15 protein-coding genes are annotated in these 19487 nt (G+C 63.1%); 3 read left to right on the top strand and 12 right to left on the bottom strand.

What is annotated here, in order from left to right:
- Positions 1-49: 49 nt before the first annotated feature.
- The 8 genes from FX984_RS30945 to gspG form a co-directional block, all read right to left on the bottom strand.
- Positions 50-1234 carry a substrate-binding domain-containing protein gene (locus FX984_RS30945; protein ID WP_146478200.1) on the bottom strand — a complete coding sequence of 395 codons (1185 nt, stop codon included), beginning with the start codon at positions 1232-1234 and terminating at the stop codon, positions 50-52.
- Positions 1235-1723: 489 nt separating this feature from the next.
- Positions 1724-2935 carry a type II secretion system inner membrane protein GspF gene (gene gspF / locus FX984_RS30940; protein ID WP_146478202.1) on the bottom strand — a complete coding sequence of 404 codons (1212 nt, stop codon included), beginning with the start codon at positions 2933-2935 and terminating at the stop codon, positions 1724-1726.
- Positions 2935-4353 carry a type II secretion system ATPase GspE gene (gspE, locus tag FX984_RS30935; protein ID WP_065939826.1) on the bottom strand — a complete coding sequence of 473 codons (1419 nt, stop codon included), beginning with the start codon at positions 4351-4353 and terminating at the stop codon, positions 2935-2937. The genes gspF and gspE overlap by 1 nt, the downstream gene beginning before the upstream one ends.
- A 157-nt stretch (positions 4354-4510) precedes the next feature.
- A complete protein-coding gene (gene gspD / locus FX984_RS30930; RefSeq protein ID WP_098479766.1) occupies positions 4511-6829 on the bottom strand; it encodes a type II secretion system secretin GspD in 2319 nt (772 codons plus the stop codon).
- A complete protein-coding gene (locus FX984_RS30925) occupies positions 6826-7338 on the bottom strand; it encodes a type II secretion system protein M (protein WP_092489622.1) in 513 nt (170 codons plus the stop codon). Before FX984_RS30925 ends, gspD begins: the two co-directional genes overlap by 4 nt.
- Positions 7331-8401, bottom strand: coding sequence for a type II secretion system protein GspL (gene gspL / locus FX984_RS30920; RefSeq protein ID WP_146478204.1), 1071 nt, complete (start codon positions 8399-8401; stop codon positions 7331-7333). Before gspL ends, FX984_RS30925 begins: the two co-directional genes overlap by 8 nt.
- Entirely contained in the window at positions 8398-9276 is an 879-nt protein-coding gene (gene gspK, locus FX984_RS30915) for a type II secretion system minor pseudopilin GspK (RefSeq protein ID WP_169899895.1), read from the bottom strand. The genes gspL and gspK overlap by 4 nt, the downstream gene beginning before the upstream one ends.
- A gap of 8 nt (positions 9277-9284) precedes the next feature.
- Positions 9285-9734, bottom strand: a complete 450-nt coding sequence (gspG, locus tag FX984_RS30910) for a type II secretion system major pseudopilin GspG (protein WP_053140795.1) — start codon at positions 9732-9734, stop codon at positions 9285-9287.
- A 148-nt stretch (positions 9735-9882) separates the two neighbouring features.
- Here gspG and gspI point away from each other — a divergent pair, with 148 nt between their 5' ends.
- On the top strand, positions 9883-10248 hold the full coding sequence (gspI, locus tag FX984_RS30905) for a type II secretion system minor pseudopilin GspI (RefSeq protein ID WP_146478205.1): 366 nt from the start codon (positions 9883-9885) through the stop codon (positions 10246-10248).
- Here the strand turns inward: gspI and FX984_RS30900 are convergent.
- Complete coding sequence (locus FX984_RS30900; RefSeq protein ID WP_146478207.1) at positions 10235-10666, bottom strand: type II secretion system protein N; 432 nt, start codon at positions 10664-10666, stop codon at positions 10235-10237. The two genes, gspI and FX984_RS30900, sit on opposite strands and share 14 nt — an antisense overlap.
- A gap of 93 nt (positions 10667-10759) precedes the next feature.
- On the opposite strand from FX984_RS30900, the gene gspH reads away from it, so the two are divergent.
- Positions 10760-11212 carry a type II secretion system minor pseudopilin GspH gene (gspH, locus tag FX984_RS30895; protein WP_027607548.1) on the top strand — a complete coding sequence of 151 codons (453 nt, stop codon included), beginning with the start codon at positions 10760-10762 and terminating at the stop codon, positions 11210-11212.
- Positions 11209-11820 carry a type II secretion system protein GspJ gene (locus tag FX984_RS30890; RefSeq protein WP_098479770.1) on the top strand — a complete coding sequence of 204 codons (612 nt, stop codon included), beginning with the start codon at positions 11209-11211 and terminating at the stop codon, positions 11818-11820. Before gspH ends, FX984_RS30890 begins: the two co-directional genes overlap by 4 nt.
- A gap of 265 nt (positions 11821-12085) precedes the next feature.
- On the opposite strand, the gene FX984_RS32555 is transcribed toward FX984_RS30890, so the two are convergent.
- The 3 genes from FX984_RS32555 to FX984_RS30880 form a co-directional block, all read right to left on the bottom strand.
- Complete coding sequence (locus FX984_RS32555; RefSeq protein ID WP_155954384.1) at positions 12086-12262, bottom strand: hypothetical protein; 177 nt, start codon at positions 12260-12262, stop codon at positions 12086-12088.
- A 528-nt stretch (positions 12263-12790) separates the two neighbouring features.
- Complete coding sequence (locus tag FX984_RS30885) at positions 12791-13315, bottom strand: hypothetical protein (RefSeq protein ID WP_139202148.1); 525 nt, start codon at positions 13313-13315, stop codon at positions 12791-12793.
- On the bottom strand, positions 13312-19476 hold the full coding sequence (locus FX984_RS30880) for a two-partner secretion domain-containing protein (protein ID WP_146478208.1): 6165 nt from the start codon (positions 19474-19476) through the stop codon (positions 13312-13314). Before FX984_RS30880 ends, FX984_RS30885 begins: the two co-directional genes overlap by 4 nt.
- Positions 19477-19487: the final 11 nt, after the last annotated feature.

Here is a 19487-nt window from a genome sequence, read left to right as displayed (position 1 = left end):
CGGCACAGGCCGTTGCTGATCAGGTCGTGCAGATCGTTGAAAGCGAGGGTTACAGCGGACGACCGATACCGTTGCAGACGTTGGTGTTGCCGATGCTCAGGGCGTTGCTCGCGGTCAGGAAGCTGGCGCGAACGGTGGCTTTCCAGGCGGTTGGCAGCGGAACGAAAGCGTTGGCGGTGATGGCTGCATCGTTGTTGTTGGAGGCGCCGTAGTGCTTGGTGAAGAAATCACGCACTTGGCTGGTCTGGGTCGCGTCGGCGTAGCACTGGCTGAAGATCAGGTTGGTAAAGCCCAGGATCGGGTAGCCCGAGGTTGGGTAAGGCTGTACACCGGCGGTGTTGTCCGGACCGAAGACTGGAACCCAGGCGTCCGGGTTGGAACGATCAGCGGCAGCCGGTACCGGTACTGCGCCGATGGCGGCAGACACGTTGGCGGCGGCAGGCGAAACGCCCTGGGTGTTGGTGGCGACGTTTTTGCCCACGCGAGCCACTTTGGTGGCGTCGTCCAGGCCGGCCAATGTCGGGGCGGCGAAGTCCGGGCTCATGTAGGTGATGCGGCCATCGCCGGCGGCCAGGGCAGTCATTACGCCTTGGCTGCCAGTAGCAGCAACGGCGCCGGCAGGCAAGCCGCCGGAGAAGCTGGTGCCGAAGGTGGTGGTGACGGCGAAGTTGCCTGTTTCTGCGTTGCACTTGGCATTGAGGAAACGGGTGAACAGCTCAGTGGTACCACTGCTTTCGCTGCGATAAACCACAACGATCGGACCGGTACGGCCAGAACCGGTAATCCCGTCCCAGGTATTGATACGGCCCGAGAACACGCCGCACAACTCTTGAACGCTCAGGTCTACAGCGGCGGAACCGCTTTTATTGAAAGGAATGGCAACCGAAGTCCCCACCGATGGCACCTGGATCAACTTGCCCCAGGTCGGTTGCTTGGCAGAGGCGTAGGTCGACAACTCAGTGGCGCTCAGCTTGGAGTCGCTGCCGGCCCAGTGCACGTTCTTGTTCGTCACGCCCGCCTGGAACTTGGTGTAGTCGTTGTTCAGGAAGGCTGCCTTGCCGTTGCCGCTGCCGACACCGATGTACTGGGCGAAACCGGCCGTCAACACGCCGGAGGTCTGGTACAGCGCTTGTGGCAGGGTGGCACCGCCGCCGTTGATGTCAGCCATTGCAGCCTGTGCCGAGCACAGTGCAGCGAGGGTCATGGATACCGCGAGAACGTTGCGCTTAAACATGAAGAATCTCCTTTCGTCGTGTTTGTACGTTGGGGTAGATGGCTCTTGCATGACGCCATGGCTTCGGTCCCAGGCCGTGTCTCGGGGGTGGCGAGGGGTGAGGCCATGGGTAGGAAATTTCGCAGTTTCCGATGACAGCAAAAGGAAAAAACCTCGGGAGGAAGGGCTTGATTTTTAAAAAGATTCTCGGGTGTTTTGGTCATGGTTTTGAGCGGTTTGGCGGCAGGTGACAGCGAGGTTTCAGCGTGGGTTTCGCCAAGGCGGCGCGGGCTGTGGCGCAGGGCCTGGATGTGACGGAATGAGGAACCCGAGGTTGGGAGCCGGCGATATCGGCCTGCCCCAAATCAACTGAACAGACAGGGTTCAATGTGGGAGGGGGCTTGCCCCCGATTGCGGTATGTCAGCAACAACTGAGGTGACTGACCCACCGCTATCGGGAGCAAGTCGAATCATCGCACCGCCCCTCCCACATTTTTTAACCGCATGCATTCAGGTAACGAGTTGGTTGATCTCGATGATCGGCAACAGCACCGCCATCACGATCACCAGCACCACCGCGCCCATCACCACGATCATCAGTGGCTCCAGCAACGCGGTCATGCCCATGGCCCGCCGTTCGATATCTCGCGACAAGGTCTGCGCCGCCCGCTCCAGCATCGGTGGCAGCGAGCCGGTTTTTTCGCCGCTGGCGATCAGGTGGATCAGCACCGGCGGGAAGACTTTTTCCACCGCCAGTGCCGGGGCCAGGTTGACGCCCTCACGCACCTTGGCCGTGGCATCGTTGACGCACTGGCTCAGGCGCTCGTTGGACAGGGTTTGCCGCGCCGCTTCCAGCGCACGTAACAGCGGCACGCCGGCACCGCCGAGGATCGCCAGGGTCGAGGCAAAGCGCGCGGTGTTCAGGCCCAGCACAAAACGCCCGATCAGCGGCAGGCGCAGCACGCGGCTGTGCCAGTTCAAGCGCGCCACCGGGTTGCGCAGGTACAGGCGCCAGCCCCAGAACCCACCGACAATCCCGCCGAAACACAGCCAGCCCCACGCGCGGATAAAGTCGCTGGCGTTGAGCATCGCCAATGTCAGCCCGGGCAGATCCTGGCGCGCCTGGGAAAACGCGCTGACCACCTGGGGCACCACGTAGCTGAGCAAAAAAATCACGATACCGATGGACACCAGCCCGACCACACCGGGGTAGATAAACGCGGTGAGGATCTTGCCGCGCAGGTTGTTGCGCTCCTCGATGTAGTCGGCCAGGCGTTCCATCACCTGGGCCAGGTCGCCGGACTCCTCCCCCGCCGCGATCAGTGCGCGGTAGATCGACGGAAAGTCCCGTGGCCGCGCCGCCAGCGCATCCGCCAGACGCATGCCGCCGCGTATATCGGCACGCACGGCGGCCAGGGTCTGGGCGATGTGTTTTTTCTCCGCCTGTTCCACCGTGGCGCTTAATGCCGCCTCCAGGGGCAGGCTGGCGCCGAGCAGGCTCGCCAGTTGCCGCGTGGCCCAGGCCAGGTCGTTATCCGACAGCTTGGCGCTGAACAGGCTGCTGCCGGCGGCGCTTTGCTGGCCGCCCTCGACCTGCACCAGCAGCGCGGTCAGGCCACGGCTGCGCAACACGGCAAACGCCCCGCTCTGGCTGTCGGCCTCCAGGTGCCCGGCCTCGACTTTGCCGCTGGCATCGGCGGCTTCATAGCGGTAGCGATTCATCAGGCGTCCCGTGTCACGCGCAGGATTTCTTCCGGCGCGGTGGCGCCGCTGCGCACCCAGCGCTCGCCGTCTTCACGCATGCTGAACATCCCCGCACGGCGTGCCGCCACGCGCAGATCCTGCTCGCCGGCGCCCTGGTGGATCAGGCTGCGCACCTCGTCGTCGACGCAAAACAATTCATGGATACCGGTACGCCCGCTGTAGCCGATCTGGTTGCACTGCGCGCAGCCCACCGGGCGCCAGGTGCCGGGCGCGGCCGGGTCTTCCTGCTTGCAATGCGGGCACAGGCGGCGGACCAGGCGTTGCGCCAAGACCCCCAGCAGTGACGAGGCCAGCAGGAACGGCTCGACGCCCATGTCGATCAGGCGGTTGACCGCCGACACCGCATCGTTGGTGTGCAGGGTCGCCAGCACCAGGTGCCCGGTGAGCGAGGCCTGCACCGCGATTTGCGCGGTCTCCAGGTCGCGGATTTCACCGATCATGATGATGTCCGGGTCCTGGCGCAGGATCGCCCGCAGGGCCAGGCCGAAAGTCATATCGATCTTGGCGTTGACCTGGATCTGGCTGATGCCCGGCAGGTCGTATTCCACCGGGTCCTCCACGGTGAGGATATTGCTGGTGCTCGCATCCAGCCGCGCCAGCGCGGCGTACAGGCTGGTGGTCTTGCCGCTGCCCGTAGGCCCGGTGACCAGCACGATGCCATGGGGCTGGCGGATCAAGGTGTCGAGGCGCGCCAGCAGCTGCGGCTCCATGCCCAGGGTCTCCAGTTGCAGCCGCCCGGCCTGCTTGTCGAGCAAGCGCATCACCACCCGTTCGCCATGCCCGGTGGGCACGGTCGACACACGAATATCAATCGGCCGCCCGGCCACGCGCAAGGCGATACGACCGTCCTGGGGCAGGCGTTTTTCGGCGATGTCGAGCTGGGCCATGATCTTGATCCGCGACACCAGCGCACCATGCAGCGCCTTGCGCGGCGACACCACATCCCGCAACGTGCCGTCGACGCGGTAGCGCACCACGGAGTGGGTTTCATAGGGCTCGATATGGATATCACTGGCCTCGTCCCGCGCCGCCTGGGTGAGCAAGGCGTTGATCATGCGGATCACCGGCGCGCCGTCCTGGGTGTCGAGCAGGTCGGTGATCTCGGGCATGTCCTGCATCAGGCGGTCGAGGTCGACCTCGTTTTCCGCCGCACCCACCACAGCGGCGGCGCTGCCCGTATCGGCATAAGCACTGGCGAGGAGGCCGTCGAGTTCGTCGTCGCGTACCTGCTCGAGGTGGGCCTGGCCGAACTGGCGCCGTACTTCGCTGATCGACCAACCGGGGGTGGAGGGGCAGACGGTCAGCAGCATGCCGTCGTCGCCGGGACGCAGGAGGATGCGTTGGGATTTGGCCCAGGCGTAAGGCAACAGGCTCATACCCCTCTCCCACAGGAATACACAGTGCAAATGTGGGAGGGGGCTTGCCCCCGATAGCGGTGGGTCAGGTTGTACATCTGTGGCTGACACACCCTCATCGGGGGCAAGTCGAATCGTCGCACCGCCCCTCCCACATTTGGTCCTGCGTACAGCAGGCTCATGGTCGTGCACCTACAGGCACCGCGCGAATGACCGCCCTCGGCCCCTGCTGCTGCCCGCCCGGAATCGCCTTCTCCACCGACGGCAATTGCGGCGCCTGCACATCCGGCATCGCCCAGCTGTGCTCGGGTTGCAACCCACCCTGGGCACGACGCATGAATTCATAGCGGTTCAAGGTAATGCTGCGCCCCGCGCCACTATCGCGAATGATGTAGGGCCGCAAAAACACCATCAGGTTGGTCTTGCTCACACTGCGCTTCTCGTTGCGAAACAACGCCCCCAACCCCGGAATATCCGAGAGCCACGGCACCGCGTCGTTGCTCTGGCTGTAGCCGTCCTGCAACAGCCCGCCCAGCACCATGATCTGCCCATCGTCCAACAGGATGCTGGTATCGATCGCGCGCTTGTTGGTCACCGTGCCCGCCGACACCGATGCCCGTGTGTCCACGGTGCTGACCTCCTGGTAGATATCCAGCTTCACCGTGCCGCCCTCGGAGATCTGCGGGCGTACATTCAGCTTGAGCCCCACCTCTTCGCGCTGCACGGTCTGGAACGGGTTATTGCTGGTACCGCCGCCACCGGTCACATAACTGCCGGTGACGAATGGAATGGTCTGCCCGACGAAAATGCTCGCCGCTTCGTTGTCCAGGGTCAGCAGGTTCGGCGTGGACAGCACGTTGGTGCCGCCCTTGCTCTTCAAGGCACGGGCCAGGACCTTGAGGTCGAGCACCTTGCCGATCCCCGGAATATCCACGGTGCCGTTGACCACGCCGATATTCAGGCCCTTGGGCAGTACGTCGATGCTGGTGGGGCTGGCGGGCGTGCCCACGACACCGCTGCCACCCAGGTTAACGCCACCGAAGCCACCTTTGCCCGCCAGGTTGCCGGCCTGCCATTGCACACCGAACTCGGTGGCATCGTCCTCGCCCACTTCCACGATCAGGCTTTCGATCACCACCTGGGCGCGGCGCTGGTCGAGCATGTCGATCACTTCCCGCAGGTTGCGGTACAACGGGTCCGGCGCGGAGATCAGCAGGGTGTTGGTGGTGGCGTCGGCCTGGATGGTCACCCCGCCGGCGCTGAACGCGGTGTCCTGCTCGTTGGCGGTATTGCCGCTGCTGGTGCTGGTGCTGGAACCGGTGGCTTGCCCGTAGCCCGACTGCACGCCACTGCCGGTGGGCGTGCCGCTGCTGTTCTGGGCATTACTCGTGCCCTGGCTGCTATTGCCATTGCCGCCCATGGCGCTGAGCTTGCCACGCCCATCGTCGCTCACCCCGGAATCGCTCTCGCCGGTGAGCAGCCCGCGTAGCGACTGGGCCAGCTTGGCGGCCTGGGCGTTGCGCAGGTACACCACGTGCATATTGCTGGGGTTGCTCTGGGCATTGTCGAGCTTGTAGATGAGGTTGCGCGCCAGCTCCGTACGCTCGGGGCTGCCGGAACGGATGATGATCGAATTGGAGCGCGGGTCGCCGACCACATTGATCTTCTGGGTCTGGTCGGCGCCCTGGGTTTCCAGCAGCTCGGAAACCATGGCGGCGATGTCCACGGCAATGCCGTTCTGAATCTGCACCACATCGGTGTCGATGGCGCTGGGGGTGTCGATGCCGCTGATGATCTGGGCGACCCGAGCGAGGTTTTCCGCATAGTCGGTGATGACGATGCTGTTGTTGCCGGGGTAGGCGTTGATCGGGTTGTTCGGCGACACGATGGGGCGCAGCACCGGGATCAGGTTCACCGCATTTTCGTATTGCAGGCGGAAGGTGCGCGTCTGCATGCCACTGCTGCCGGCGCTGTAGATCGGCCCGCCGAGCAACTTGGCATCGGCCTCCGGCACCACCTGGGCCACGCCGCCCACATCCACCACGCTGAAGCCCTGCATGCGCAGCGCCGCCAGCAGCATGTCGTAGGCCTGATGGGCCGGCACCTGGCCTTCGCTGACCAGGGTGAGCTTGCCCTTTACCCGTGGGTCCACCAGGAACTGCTGGCCGGTGGCACGGGACAGCGCACGCACCACCGCCTGGATATCGGCATCGACAAAGTTGAGCTGCACCGGCTGGTCACCCAGCGGGTTACGCGCCTTGACCGGCGCCGGGGCCTGGCCACGGACGCTGTTGGTCACCGGGTGCTGGACCCGCGGTTTCGGCGCTTCGTCGCGCTGGCGATCCAGCAGGGTATCGCCGCTGCGCCGGGTATCAGCCAGGGGTTGGCCAAGCTCACTGTCCACCAGTAACGGCGTGGTTGACGGGCTGCTGCACGCACTCAAGGCCAGCAACAGCAACGGCGCGGCCTTGCGAAAAGGGAGGACTGACCACTTCATGAAGCTTCCTTAGCGCCAGGCGCCTGATCCATGCGAACGGTCCCGGACACAGTGCCGGCCGAGTTATCGACGGCATCCGCAGCACGTTGCAAACGCGCCTCGGACACCTCCAGGGAAAATGAACGGGGATTGCCCAGCAGCCAGCCCACCACGGCGTCGGCCGGGGCGTTGTCGAAGGTCAGGCGCCAACCGCCGGCCTCCAGCGCCTGCACCTGGTAATGCCCTTGCAGGCCGGCACTGTCCAGGGCCTGGCGCAACGCCGCTTCGTCGGCCTGGCGCGGCGCGGCGACATCCTGCAACAACACCTGCAAGGCTTCGGCCTGGGCGCGCAGCCTGGGGGTTTCGGCCTGCCAGTAGTCGATCTTTTTCAACGCCGGCTGCACCAGCACCAGCCAGGTCAGCAGGCTCGCCAGCACCAGCCCGGCGCCGATCAGCAGGCGTTTCTCGCGCAGGGCCAGGCCGCTCCAGAACACCTGGGCCTGGGTGCGCAGGCGCAGCCACCTATTCATCGCCGGCCTCCGGTTTTTCCGTGGCCGGCGCCGGGCCGATGCTCCAGCCCTGCTCATCGCGCGTGGCGGCAAAACCGGCCTGGGCCAACGCGGCCTGCCACTCGCCCTCGGCCGCCGGGTTGCGGCTGTCGGCGAGTAGCGCCAGGTGCAAGGTGCCCTGCTCAAAGTTCAGGTTATCGACGCTGCCCACCATAAAGGGCAGGTTGCTGCCTGCCAGTTGCAGCAGGCTGCTGAAGCGTTGGCCCGAATCGGCGGCCGCGCCGCTCTGACGTGCGGCCAACTGTTGACGGGCCTGCTGCAAGGGGTTGAGCACCACGGGTAATTCAGGAAACGCCTGGCGCACCTGTTGGTTCATCAACGCCTTGAGCCGTTGGCCTTCGTCGACCTGGCGCGCGGCATACAGGTTGAGGCCGACGGTCCAGATGGCAGCGGCCAGCGCCACACAAGCCAGCGCCCTGCCCCATCCGGCGCCGGAGGCTTGACCAAGGCGAGCGTGCAAGCCCCAGCCAGGCACCGCGCCGCTCCAACGCTGCGCCTCCGCCACCAGCGGCACGTCGAGCGCCTGCAACCCCAGCGGGTGCACAGCGCCCTGCTGCAGGCTGTCGCGGGTCAACAGATAGCCGTCGTCCAACGCCGCCGCCCCCACCGGCAACGCATAGGGCGCCGGGTACAGGCCGCGCAGTTTGAGCTGCACTTGCGCCAATACCTGGCCCAACCGCTCCAACCCAGTCTTGGGCACCCATCCCACCTGCACACGCCCATCGCTTTCGCGCGGGCCGTGGGCCACCTGCATCTGTTCCACTGGACCGAGGATCAGTGCCTGGGCCGCACAGGCCACCGCCGCCTGGGTTTTTGCTGCGGCCAATGGCGGCAGTTCAAGGCTGGTGAGCAGGCTGTCGCGCGGGTGCAGAAAGCAGTCCACCGCCTGCCGGCTCTTGCCCAATTGCGCCAGGCTTTCCTGCCCTTCGGACACCACCACGCCACGGTCGAGCCAGGCAAATTTCACCTGGCTTTCAGCACAGACCTGATCCAGCGGCGGCAAGGCAATGCGCAAGCGTTTCATACGCCCACCCGCGACCAGATCACCCTGGGCTCACGGTCTTCGGGGCGGTGCAGCAACGCGTCGATCGTCACCCGCCGGCGCTCGCGTCGCGCCTGGCCCTGGAGGCGAAACCACTCGCTGGTAATGCCCACTTGCACCGCTTCCAACTCCACCTGGGGCAAGTGCAGACGGTTGACGAAATCCCCACGGTTGATAAACCAATGCCCGTTGTCGCGCTCGGCCACCAGCCCGTGGGCCTGGGACAGGCTGAGCTGCGGCACCACCGCGCTGAGCACTTCGGCGCTGGCGGTGTTGCCGTTGACCCAGGTATTGCCGGGCAGCACGCTGACGTACGCCTGCAGGCGCTGCAACACCTCCGGGGTCAGGCCTTCGAGGCCACTGAGGTCGTCGAGGCTGCGCAGCATCGGGTATTTGGCGGGCTGCCCGTTCTGTTCGTAGGAGGCAATCACCCGCTGGCTGATGCGCCGGCTCACGGCCGGGGCCACGCCCAGGGTGCGGCACAGGCGCTCGAAGCTCTGCAATTGCTCGGCGTCGGGCTGTTGGCGGTTAACCAGGTTGCGCAGGTTGAACTTGCCCTGTTCATCGTCGATCCGCCCCTCGAACACGCCGGTCTGGGCCCGCGCCCAGGGCTGGTCAAGGCGGGTCAGCACGTCCTTCTGGCGCGCCTCCCAGAGCATCTGCCGGCTGCGTTCAAGGCCACCGAGCAACAGCCATTGGCCCTGCACGCGCGACTGTTCGGCTTCCAGGCTGCGGGTGAATACGGTCTGGCGCGTGAGCATGCCGCCGGCGATCACCGCCACCACCGCCGCGATCAGCAAGGCACTGATAATCGCCATGCCGCGCTGCTTCGCCGCTGGGGGCGAATACCCTTTCATGGCACGCCTTACAACTGCCAGGAGCCGATATCGGCATTCACGCCATCGCCATCCGGTTGGCCGTCGGCGCCCAGGGAGAACACATCGACCTCACCGTTGGCGCCCGGGTTGAGGTAGTGATACGGATGGCCCCAGGGATCGTTGGGCAAACGCTCGAGGTAGGCGCGCCAGTTGCTGTTCTTGGCATCCGCCGGGCGCTCCACCAGCACTTTCAGGCCCTGGTTCATGCTCGGGTAGGTGCCGTGATCGAGGCGATACAGCTTCAACGCCTGCATCAACCCGCCGATGTCCTGTTTCGCGGCGGTGGCCCGCGCCTGGTCCGGGCGATCGAGGACCTTGGGCACCACCATCGCCGCGAGGATCCCGAGGATGACCACCACCACCATGATCTCGATCAAGGTGAAGCCACGCTGGCCGCGAGGGCCTGGCAATGGGGATGTTAGGCGCGCGATATCCATCTCGACATTCCTTGGCTTGGGTACATTTCGTGGCGCAGTGTTGCAAGAACACATGTCAGTCGTATTGAAAATCCTCGGGAGTTTCGGTCGCCAATCGGTCAACTGCCGGCGCTAGTCTGCGGGCCTGTTTCCCGGCTTTGAGAACGCCATGTACGGCCGTCGCAAGGAGCAAGGTTTTACCCTGATCGAGGTGCTGGTGGCGCTGGCGATTATCGCTGTGGCGATGGCCGCTGCCATCCGCGTGGCCGGGTTGATGACCCAGGGCAACGGCCTGCTGCGGGACAAATCCATGGGGTTGCTGGCGGCGCAGAGTCGCCTGGCGGAGTTGCGCCTGGAGGGGCATTTGCGCGACGGCACAAAGACCTTCAGCTGTGACCAGGGGCGCTTGAAACTGCGGTGCGAGCAGACCATCAATCGCGATGGCCGCCTGTTTCAAGTCAACGTGCAGGTGCTGGACGCCAGCCGCGAGGCGCCGCCGCTGGCCCGCGTGGAGACACAGGTCAGGGCCGAGTGAGCCGCGGCAAGGCCGGCCCATCGGGCAACTTGTCGAGGTTGACGCGCAGCTTCTCGCCGCCGCTCTCGATCTCGACCCCGTCGCCTTCGATGGCCGTGAGCCGCACGCCGGGACTGAGGCGCTCGCCCAGCAGGAAACTGCGCGGCGGGCCGTCGTTGAGACTGAGGATCGCCACCGCACCGCGCGCCCCGGCCAGCACCCCAGAGACCTTGACCTGCAACGCCGCCGGCGCATTGGAAAACCATTGCAGCGCCGGGTTATCGCTGCGCGCCGCCAGCACCTGGGGCGCGGCCTGGGGCGTATGGGACTCGGCGGACGTCAGCAGCAGCGGCGTCCAGACCGCCACACCGGCCAATGCCGCCAGCAACGCCACGATCTGCACACCGTGGGCCGGTGAGAAACGCAGGGTGAATGCCATGGGAAGGACCTCCTGTTTGTCCATGGCACCAGCCTACAGGCCAATTCGCACGTTTTTATTTCACAAGCTCACCAGCTTTCGAGGGGCCTACCGATGAAACAGCAAGGCTTCACCCTGATCGAGTTGATGGTGGTGCTGGTGATCATCGGCATTGCCAGCGCCGCCATCAGCCTGACCATCAAGCCCGACCCGCTGCACCTGCTGCGCAAGGACGCCGAGCGCCTGAGCCAACTGCTGCAAGTGGCCCAGGCCGAAGCCCGCGCGGACGGCCGCCCGATCACCTGGCGCGCCGACGCCAAGGGCTTTCGCTTCAACCGTCGAACCGACGATGGCAGTGGCGTCGAAGCGTTCCAGGGCGACACCCAACTGCGCCCGCGCCTGTGGGAAAGCACGCCGATGCACATCAATATCGAACCCCGGCAAACCCTGGTGCTCGACGCCGAATGGATCAACCCACCCGTGCGCATCGTGCTGTCCGACGGCCAACACAGCCTCAGCCTGCAACGCGACACCGCCGGCTTGATGCGCGTAGTGAGCCAGCCATGAAGCGCTCCGAGCAAGGCTTTACCCTGATCGAAGTGATGGTCGCGATCATGCTTATGGCCGTGGTCAGCGTAATCGCCTGGCGCGGCCTGGACAGCGTCACCCGCGCCGACCAGCACCTGCAGGCGAGCAGCGAACAGACCGAAGTGCTGCTGCGCGCCCTCAACCAACTGCAGCGCGACATCAGCCTGCGCGCCGGCGTCGAACTGAACACCCCGGAGCCCTCAAAGAACAGTGCAGAAAAGCTCGATGGACTGGCGGCGGTCACCGTGCGCAGTTCCGACAGCAAAGGCTTTCGCCTGGACATCATTCGCAGCGCACCCATCGCCGGCGATGGCCTGCAACGGGTGCGCTGGTGGCTAAAGGGCGACAGTTTGTATCGCGCTGCCGCACCCGCGCGGGATCGCTATCCGCTGCCGGCGGCGAAAGATGGCGTGGTGGTGTTGAGCGGGGTCCGTGATTTGCAGGTGCGGGTGTGGGAGGCGGATAAGGGCTGGCGGCAGTTGAGCGGGAATCGGCGTGAGGATCCGTTGGGACTGGAGATCAGTTTGGTGCGGGAGACGCCGCAGGGGGTGGAGAAGTATCGGCAGGTGGTGGGGCCACTGAGATAGCCGTCCCCCACTCGCGCTTCTCATGTAGTTGTCGAGCGCAAGCCATTGCAGAGCAGTCGGTTCACTAACTGACCATCCTGAAGAACGACATAGTTATATCTTCCTGCGCCTTGAGTCAACTTTGTCTCTGAGATTAGCGTTGGAACACCTGTTGGGTGATCTGGAGATCACTCGGTCAGACCCCGTTTACCCCCCACTTAACTGCAGAAAGTGTGCAGGTAGGGTGCAAAAACACCGGCGCAAGGCCGGTGTCAGTGGAGCAAGTTTAAGAGAACTCTATTTTGCACTCTGAAAGAGGAATGGAGCGGCCATCGGTAATAACAAATTGATTACCTTCGATTCGAGCCAGCAGCAACCCGAGGCCTTCGGCACCGGCTTTAATATCCTTTCTCCAGCCGTCAATATCACCGTGATATATGACAGCGTGAAACAGACGGGCCATCTATACGTCTCGAAGAGCCCCCTCGTAACTTTGTACCTTATCAATTGCGCACTTCCCAGTCACGACAACAGGACTGGTTGTCTCTAGAGCCGTTACTGCGCCTTTTGCACCATCAACTATCTTGCGTCAATATCCTTACAAAACTCTCAAATGCCTGAGAAACAGATTCTTCCTCTTCTGGAGAAAGCAACACATTCATAACCTGCTCATCAAGAGCACAGTCATATATATCAATACCCACCCAACCTTTAGACCAAAATTCGACAGTTCCTAGCTTGTTAAAACCTTCCAGCTCTATCCTTTCAAGGTCACCAAAATCCCCATCAGCAAATAATGAGCACTAATGAACGCAATCTTTTTCGAGGAGTATATTAATTTTTCGCCACCTCCTAGAAGTCGACTCCATGCAAACTTTAGAAGAACTGTTCCATCCATGGCTTTTTGACCAACTAATATTCCACAATTACATCTACAGCTTCTCCCTTAATAGCTACTCGCCCCCAGTCACCGGTTAGCTCATAGCCACCATTACAACCAACGAAGCTCCGACAGGGTGTAAGAAACATCTCCCGAGTCGCGCCAAACTCCATTCGCAAAGCTTATCGGCCGCTGCGGATAACAAACCAACAACCCTTCGACGAACTGACGAAACGACAAGTCAAGTCGCGTTATCCAACGCATATTGTCGATTTCCAACAATCGCCAGCTGTCTCCACTGTCGAAACCGAAAGCAGTCCCGGTGCTATCCCAGCCGAACAGCCACACCTCGCCCTTAGCACCCGATTCATAGGGTCCGTCTTTATAAAACCCATCATCACCAAAGTAGTCTGCCGCAGGACACAATATGGGTTGAATAGTCAAAAGCGACAGCGCGCAGTCGTCCTCCTTTATCTCACCATGCCCCCGCTCCTGCATAAAAGTAAAGTAATCATCGGGAGCTGCTGGCCACTGCTGTCGCATCCCACTCACGTCATCAGAAGAAACAGGGGTCAGACGCTCTAATAGCACGCATGCGAGTGCATTGAAGGCTTCTAATTTTTCGTACATGGTCATGGTCGCCTCGGAGGGTTCTGCGGAAATGCTGTAGTTGTTGGACTTGCTGGGGCATGAACGCCACCTTGGTGAGCACTTCCACCCGGCACCGGATGCAAATTCCACCATTGGTTAGGTCCACCATACTGCTGTGGTATCACATGGTGCGCTTGGAAATCCACACCACTCTCCGTCTTCGGCCATATCAAGCCAGTATTCAACTCCCACTCACGCTTGAGATTATTTCGCTGGCTATTGTATTCACGCTGTAAGGCTTGATAGTCGCTTCTGGGCGCGACATAAGTGTGATCCACCTGACGCAACTCATCTGCAAGTTGCGTGCGCTGATTAGAGGGCATCGGCACACCTGAATAGTACTCGACGTCCCGGACCACCGCGCGAGCGTCACTCGAGATGCTCGTCCATCCTGATGTGGATGTTGCTGTAAAACTCGCATCATCAGCCGCTGGTGTACCGTTATCGACTAATTTCGTTTCACCAGACGACAAGCCGCTCGCAGTTCCTTTTGCCCCCGCCGCCACAGCCCGCCTATAAGCCACCACCCCCGCCGCAGTTCCCACCCCAACCGCCAGCGCGATCTTCAAATTGTCCGCAATGTCCTGCGCCTGAGCGTCGCTCAGTTCCCATTTCGCCTTGAGCGAATCGACCATCGCACCCACCGAGTGCTCGGTCGTGGCGGTCGCTAACATTTCCTGGAATTCGTAGTTGCCGTTGATGAGGTTCTGTACTGCTGCCCGGGCCTCAGGCGAGGCGTCGTCAGCGATATCGCGGATGGCGTTGAGGTTCGCCTGGGTGTTGGCGACTTCCATGGAGCGTGCGGCGCAAGAGTCGGGGTCGGCCTGGCAGCTGACTATCGCGTCAATGTCCTGCTGCAGGCTCAGTTCTATGAATTTGCGCGTCGCGTCTTCGATGCAGGAGGCGTCGGTGCATCGCGTTATCTGCTTGGCGGCTCGCTCCAGTTGGTTGTGTGACAGGTAGTTGTATTGCGTGGCGTTCTTCGCCACCCAACTGCCGGTCTCCAGCTTGGCTGCGTCCGTATCGCTCTGCGCCGCAGCCGCGAGCACGCCGACGATCTGCGAGCTCATGGTGAGCAGGTTGTCGTTGCCCTTGACCAAGTCATCCAGGTGGCCAACCAACGCTTCGCTCGCCGCCGCAGCCAATGCGCCGGTTTTGAAGTCGCCGCCGGTGGCTTCTGCCAGCAACCCACCGACCATGGCGTGAATCACCACCTTCGGGGCCGAGCCGTCCGCCAGGAGGTTTTTCGTGTAATCCCCGACCAGGTTGAAGCTGGCGGCCGCCAAGGTGTTGAACAAGGCATTTTTCAGCGCGTCACTGACACTGCCGCCCTGCCCCAGGGCTTTGTTCAGCAACACAGAGGTGCCGTTCTGCAGCGCCTGGTTGGCTGCGAACTGGCCGACACCGCTCCAGGTGCCCAGCGAGCCGGATGTAACAATTTTGCCTATGTCGGTCTGGGTGTGGGTGCCGGTCCACCGATCGAAATGACCCACCGTCAGCCCGGCAGTGATCGCCGAAATCCCATAGCCCTTGATGGCATCGGACGCCGTCACATCCTTGAGAACCGCACCGAGATTGCCCCGGTTATTGACCACGCTGACGCCGGCATTGGTCGACGCGCCGGTGGCTACTGCACCGACCATGGCGCCGCCGACGCCGCCCCCCGCGGCTGCCGCTGCCATGGGCCCGATGACTGCCGACATCACGATGGCAATGATCATTTGCGAGGCGGGGCCCAGCCCGGAGTGGCTGTACTTGAAGCTGTCGTGGACTTCCCTGACCTGACGCCAGTTTACGTCCCCGCGTTGCTCTGCGTCCTTGAGCCAAGCCAATTGCGGGTCGGCCTTGACCATCGCATCGATGGACTGGGTGACGCTCTGCTGGTTGACCTGCTTGATGTCGATCTTCAAACCGTCGACGGCTTTGATCGCAATGGCGCCCCCGGCAACCAGCTGACTCTGGCGCAGCGTTTCGTCAGTGCTGCCCTTGCCCTTGGATGACACCCAGAATGCGTTGTTGTTGGTCTTCTCGTGGCTCTCCTGATGCAGGTCCTTCACCGCTTCGAAGGTCACCGCTCCACCACTGGTGATGGCGATGTCCGCAGCGCTTTCCAGCCTGGCCCCTTGATAAAGCTGGTCACCGCCGCTGATCAGGTTGAGGTTGCCGCCAGTGGTGACCTGGCTGCCCACCGCGCGCAGGTCGGTGACTTCGTCGCGTTGGGTCTTGAGTGCGCCGAAGCTGCCTTTTTTCTTGTAGTCATACAGGCTGTAGTCGCTGTCATTGGCACTCAGCAGCTGCAACTGCCCACCGGCCACCAGATACGCATCCTTGCCGCTGCGAACCTGGCTGGCGTGCAGCACGATGTCTTGCCCCGCGCTGGCGGTAAGGGTGCCGCCGGCGGTGAGCTGGCTGCCCACGTGGCGGACCTGGGTGGTTTGCTCATGGACCCTGGCGCCGCCGCGTTTGCTGTTGACCTCATGATCGGTTTCGTTGGCGGCGGCCAATAGGTGGAGGTTGCCACCGGCGGAGACGGTCAGGTCTTTGCCGGCGTTGGCCTGGCTGGCCAATAGCGTGATGTCGCGCCCGGCGTGCAGGCTCAGGTTACCGGCGGCGTTGAGGTTGGCGCCGAGCTGTTCAGTGCGGCTGTGTTGGGTGACGCGGTGGCCGCCGTTTTCCGTGGTGCGGACCTGCTGGGTGTCGGTGACGGCGATGAGGTTGATGTCGCGCCCCGCACTCAGGCTGGCATCGCCAGCGCTGTTGATATCACCACGGTTGGTGATGTCGCGACCGGCATTGAGCGTGAGTTGCTGTCCGGCACTGATCCGGCTGGCGGTGTCGAGATGGGTGACGAGGGTGCCGTCGCCCTGATGCCTGGCGTGGGCGATGCGTTCGTTGAGGATGTCGCCGCTCACGCTGGTGAGATCGATGTGACTGCCACGGATCTCACCGGCCATCGCATTGCGGATACTGTCGCTGGCCAGCAGGCTGATGCGGTCACCGGCGCTGATCGTGCCGCCATTGAGCAGGCTGCCATCGCTGATGGCGGTCACATCCTGCGAGGCTTTCAAGGTGCCCACGCTGACGATATCGCCACCGCTGACCAGGTTGACATCCCGGCCTTGCACCAGGCTGCCGCCCCGCAGGTTATGGGCATCGACCGTTGCCAGGTACAGCACCGGCACCAGCACGTCTTCGCCCTGCACCTGGCGTTTTTCCATCCACACGATGTCGTGGGTCAGGGCCGTCACCTGCTGCGCGGTGAGGCCGACGCCGACACTCAGTTGCAGGCTGTCGCGGGCGCTGAGGCCGTTGTCCATCAGGTAGCGGAACTGTTCCTCGTCGCTCTCCAGCCCGGCGAGAAAGCGTTGCCCGGTCTTCGCCAGCACGGCGTCACGGATCAGGCGGCTTTCGTAGTAGCCGTCGCCCAGGCGCCGCCAGGCTTCGTCGTTGTTGTAGCCGATCTTGTCGAGCAGATACTGGGAACTGAGAAAGTTGGCAAGGTGGGTGAAGAGTGGATTGGTTTCAATCAGGTAGGGGCTGCCCGGATTCCTGCTGGGGATAAACAGCCCGTATTCACCGCTGGGCAGTTGGAATTCCGGCGGTTGGGTCAGGTCTTCGCTGAGGCGATCAGGGCTCAGTTCGAGGTCGTTGGGGTTGTGGCCTGTTTCGCCCGTCAGTTGCGCCAGGGTGTTTTCACGCAGGGTGCCGTTTTGCAGGTACTCGCTGGCCTGCAGGTTGAGGCTGCCGCCGGCTTGCAGGGTGGCGGCATAGACTGCGCGGCCATCCTCGCGCCAGGTCGTGAGTGTGCCGGGGTTGCTGAAGCCCTCCCCTGTCGAGCGCGCCTTGAGTTCGGCAAAGCGCACCGGGTCGAACGGCGCATTGTTGAAGGCCGGCAGGTCGTGGAACTCCATCTGGTCCCACAGGGCTTTGTCGATGCGCCCGGGGGTGCCGATGATGGTGCTGGAAGTACCGGTCTGGGAGGCCGCGCCCTGGTTGATAAGGCGGTGGGCGGCGAGGTGCATGTCGCCATTGGCGGCGAGCAGGCTGTAGCGGTTTTCCAGGGTATGCGCGTCGATACTCAGGTGTTTGCCGGCCACCAGTCGCGCGGCCTGGGTGGAGTTGGGCGCGGCGGTTTCGCGCCAGGTTTCGCTGATATAGATGGTGCCGCGCTTGAAGCTGTCGTCGCCGTCGCAGTGCTGGCCGCAGACCCACTGGATGCTGCCGCCGACCAGTTCGCGTTCGAGGGCAAGGTGGGTGCGGGCGTTTTCGAACTCGCGGGCGTTGATGTGCAGGTTGCCTTCGGTTTCCACGCTGCCGGAGAGGTTACTGAAGCGCGTGCCGCTGAAACTGAAATCACCGACGCTGTAGAGATCACCTTCGAGGTTGCTGAAATGCTCGCCGCGCACGTGCAGGTCGCCGCCGCTGAACAGCAGGCCGGTGTTGGTGACGTTGGCAGTGAGCAGGAAATGGCCCTGGCTGCCGACGCTCCCATGGTTATTCAACTGAGCGGCATTGATCTGCATATGCCACGCTGCACTGAGCACGCCGAGGTTGTGCAGTACATCGCGCACGCGCAGTTGGATGTCTTGACCGCTGAGGATCTGGCCGTGGTCTTGGGTGAGGTTTGATGCGCTGATGACGGCATCGCCTTTGGCGGCGATGAGGCCGGTGTTCTTCAGATCGCCATCGATCTGCAGTTGCAGATGGTGGTCGCCGAGCAGTTCGCCAGCGTTGGTGAACGTGCCGGCCGCAATACTCAGCTCACTGCCCGCCCCCACGATTTTGCCGCTGTTGTCGACAGTGTCGGCGACCAGGCTCAGATCGCCTTCGGCATGAATCGTCCCGGCGTGGTTGACGGCATGATGGGCGACAATGTCCAGTTCGCGGGCGGTGACGACCTGGCCACGGTTTCTCAGGGTCTGGCGTGCGTCGACCCTGGCGCTGTCGGCGGCGATCCGGCCGTTGTTATCGACACTGCCGCTGGTGATTTCCAGATGGCCACTGGCGTTGAGTTCACCCTGGTTATCCAGGCGCTGGGCCTGGATGGTCAGCTGTTTGCCCGCGATACGCCGATCTTCCAGGATGCCGCTGACAACCTTGCCCTGGTTGCTGACCGAGGTGCCTTCCACGCTCACATTCCCGGCACTGGCCAGGGTTTGCCGCACCACCAGGTCACCCTGGGCCTGCAGGTCGACATCCCCCATCGCAAAGGTCGGGCCCTGCAAGTCAATCGACTCGGCCCTGGCAGTGAGTGCGCCGACGCTGGTGGTGTGGGACAGGCTCAGGCCGCCATTGGCGTTGATCACAATGTCGCCGGCGGTGCTGGCCATATCGCCCGCCAGCCTTACGCCTACGCCCTGTTCAGTGCCCACCAGGCGAATCGTCCCGGCGTACATCCCGCCGAGTGCGCTGGCGTCGATGGCCAGTTGCGGTTTGTCCCGGCCATCCTCGGCATGGGCGTGGGCCTGCAAACTGTCGGCGCTGACATCGTTACGGCCGGTGATGACGGTGAGGTGGTCGGCATGCAACTGCGCATTCAGCTTGGCGGTACGGGTAATCAGGTCGAACTGGCTGACATTGCGTGCATTGAGCCCGGCGCCCTCCACTGCAATATCGCCGCCCTCTACGCGAAAGTGATCCAGCCGCCCACCCTCGATCACTGGCTTGCCGGTGGTCAATGTCGCGCGAGGCGTATTGATAAATCCGCAGCCATTGCAGGTGATGCCATGGGGATTGGCGACGATCACCCGCGCGGCCTGCCCGGCCACCTCGGTGTAGCCACCCAAGTGGCTGCGGTTGCCACCGGTGACTTCGTTGAGGATCACGCTGGCGGCTCGCCCTTGCAGGCCTGGGTTGCCGAGGATCACACCCCCCAGTTGGGTGTGTTGCGTGGCCTGGGTGGCGTTATTGAGGATCAGCCCCTGGCTGCCGACGTTGTAGTCGGTGAACAGGTTATGGGACAGCCCGCTGCCATTGGGCCCGGCGATATTCACCACCGGCACGCCATTGGGTGCATGACCGACGCTGGTGCCAGGGCTGGCCGGGTCCACGCTCAGCTCTGCGGCGGCGGCAACAATGGGGTTGAGGAAGATGATTCCCGCCAGGCTCAGGGCCAGGCACTGGTTAAACGGGCTGCGCACGTCCATAGGCAAGGTTC

Origin of the sequence: Pseudomonas marginalis, from assembly GCF_008692035.1 — a bacterium.
GTDB classification, from domain to species: domain Bacteria; phylum Pseudomonadota; class Gammaproteobacteria; order Pseudomonadales; family Pseudomonadaceae; genus Aquipseudomonas; species Aquipseudomonas marginalis.
Note: the sequence above shows the minus strand (reverse complement) of the source record. Positions and strands in the feature narration are given on the sequence as shown.

Coding starts and splice junctions, on each gene's coding strand:
- FX984_RS30945 (WP_146478200.1), bottom strand. CDS start 1,234: ATGTTTAAGCGCAACGTTCTCGCGGTATCCATGACCCTCGCTGCACTG.
- gspF (WP_146478202.1), bottom strand. CDS start 2,935: ATGAATCGCTACCGCTATGAAGCCGCCGATGCCAGCGGCAAAGTCGAG.
- gspE (WP_065939826.1), bottom strand. CDS start 4,353: ATGAGCCTGTTGCCTTACGCCTGGGCCAAATCCCAACGCATCCTCCTG.
- gspD (WP_098479766.1), bottom strand. CDS start 6,829: ATGAAGTGGTCAGTCCTCCCTTTTCGCAAGGCCGCGCCGTTGCTGTTG.
- FX984_RS30925 (WP_092489622.1), bottom strand. CDS start 7,338: ATGAATAGGTGGCTGCGCCTGCGCACCCAGGCCCAGGTGTTCTGGAGC.
- gspL (WP_146478204.1), bottom strand. CDS start 8,401: ATGAAACGCTTGCGCATTGCCTTGCCGCCGCTGGATCAGGTCTGTGCT.
- gspK (WP_169899895.1), bottom strand. CDS start 9,276: ATGAAAGGGTATTCGCCCCCAGCGGCGAAGCAGCGCGGCATGGCGATT.
- gspG (WP_053140795.1), bottom strand. CDS start 9,734: ATGGATATCGCGCGCCTAACATCCCCATTGCCAGGCCCTCGCGGCCAG.
- gspI (WP_146478205.1), top strand. CDS start 9,883: ATGTACGGCCGTCGCAAGGAGCAAGGTTTTACCCTGATCGAGGTGCTG.
- FX984_RS30900 (WP_146478207.1), bottom strand. CDS start 10,666: ATGGCATTCACCCTGCGTTTCTCACCGGCCCACGGTGTGCAGATCGTG.
- gspH (WP_027607548.1), top strand. CDS start 10,760: ATGAAACAGCAAGGCTTCACCCTGATCGAGTTGATGGTGGTGCTGGTG.
- FX984_RS30890 (WP_098479770.1), top strand. CDS start 11,209: ATGAAGCGCTCCGAGCAAGGCTTTACCCTGATCGAAGTGATGGTCGCG.
- FX984_RS32555 (WP_155954384.1), bottom strand. CDS start 12,262: ATGGCCCGTCTGTTTCACGCTGTCATATATCACGGTGATATTGACGGC.
- FX984_RS30885 (WP_139202148.1), bottom strand. CDS start 13,315: ATGACCATGTACGAAAAATTAGAAGCCTTCAATGCACTCGCATGCGTG.
- FX984_RS30880 (WP_146478208.1), bottom strand. CDS start 19,476: ATGGACGTGCGCAGCCCGTTTAACCAGTGCCTGGCCCTGAGCCTGGCG.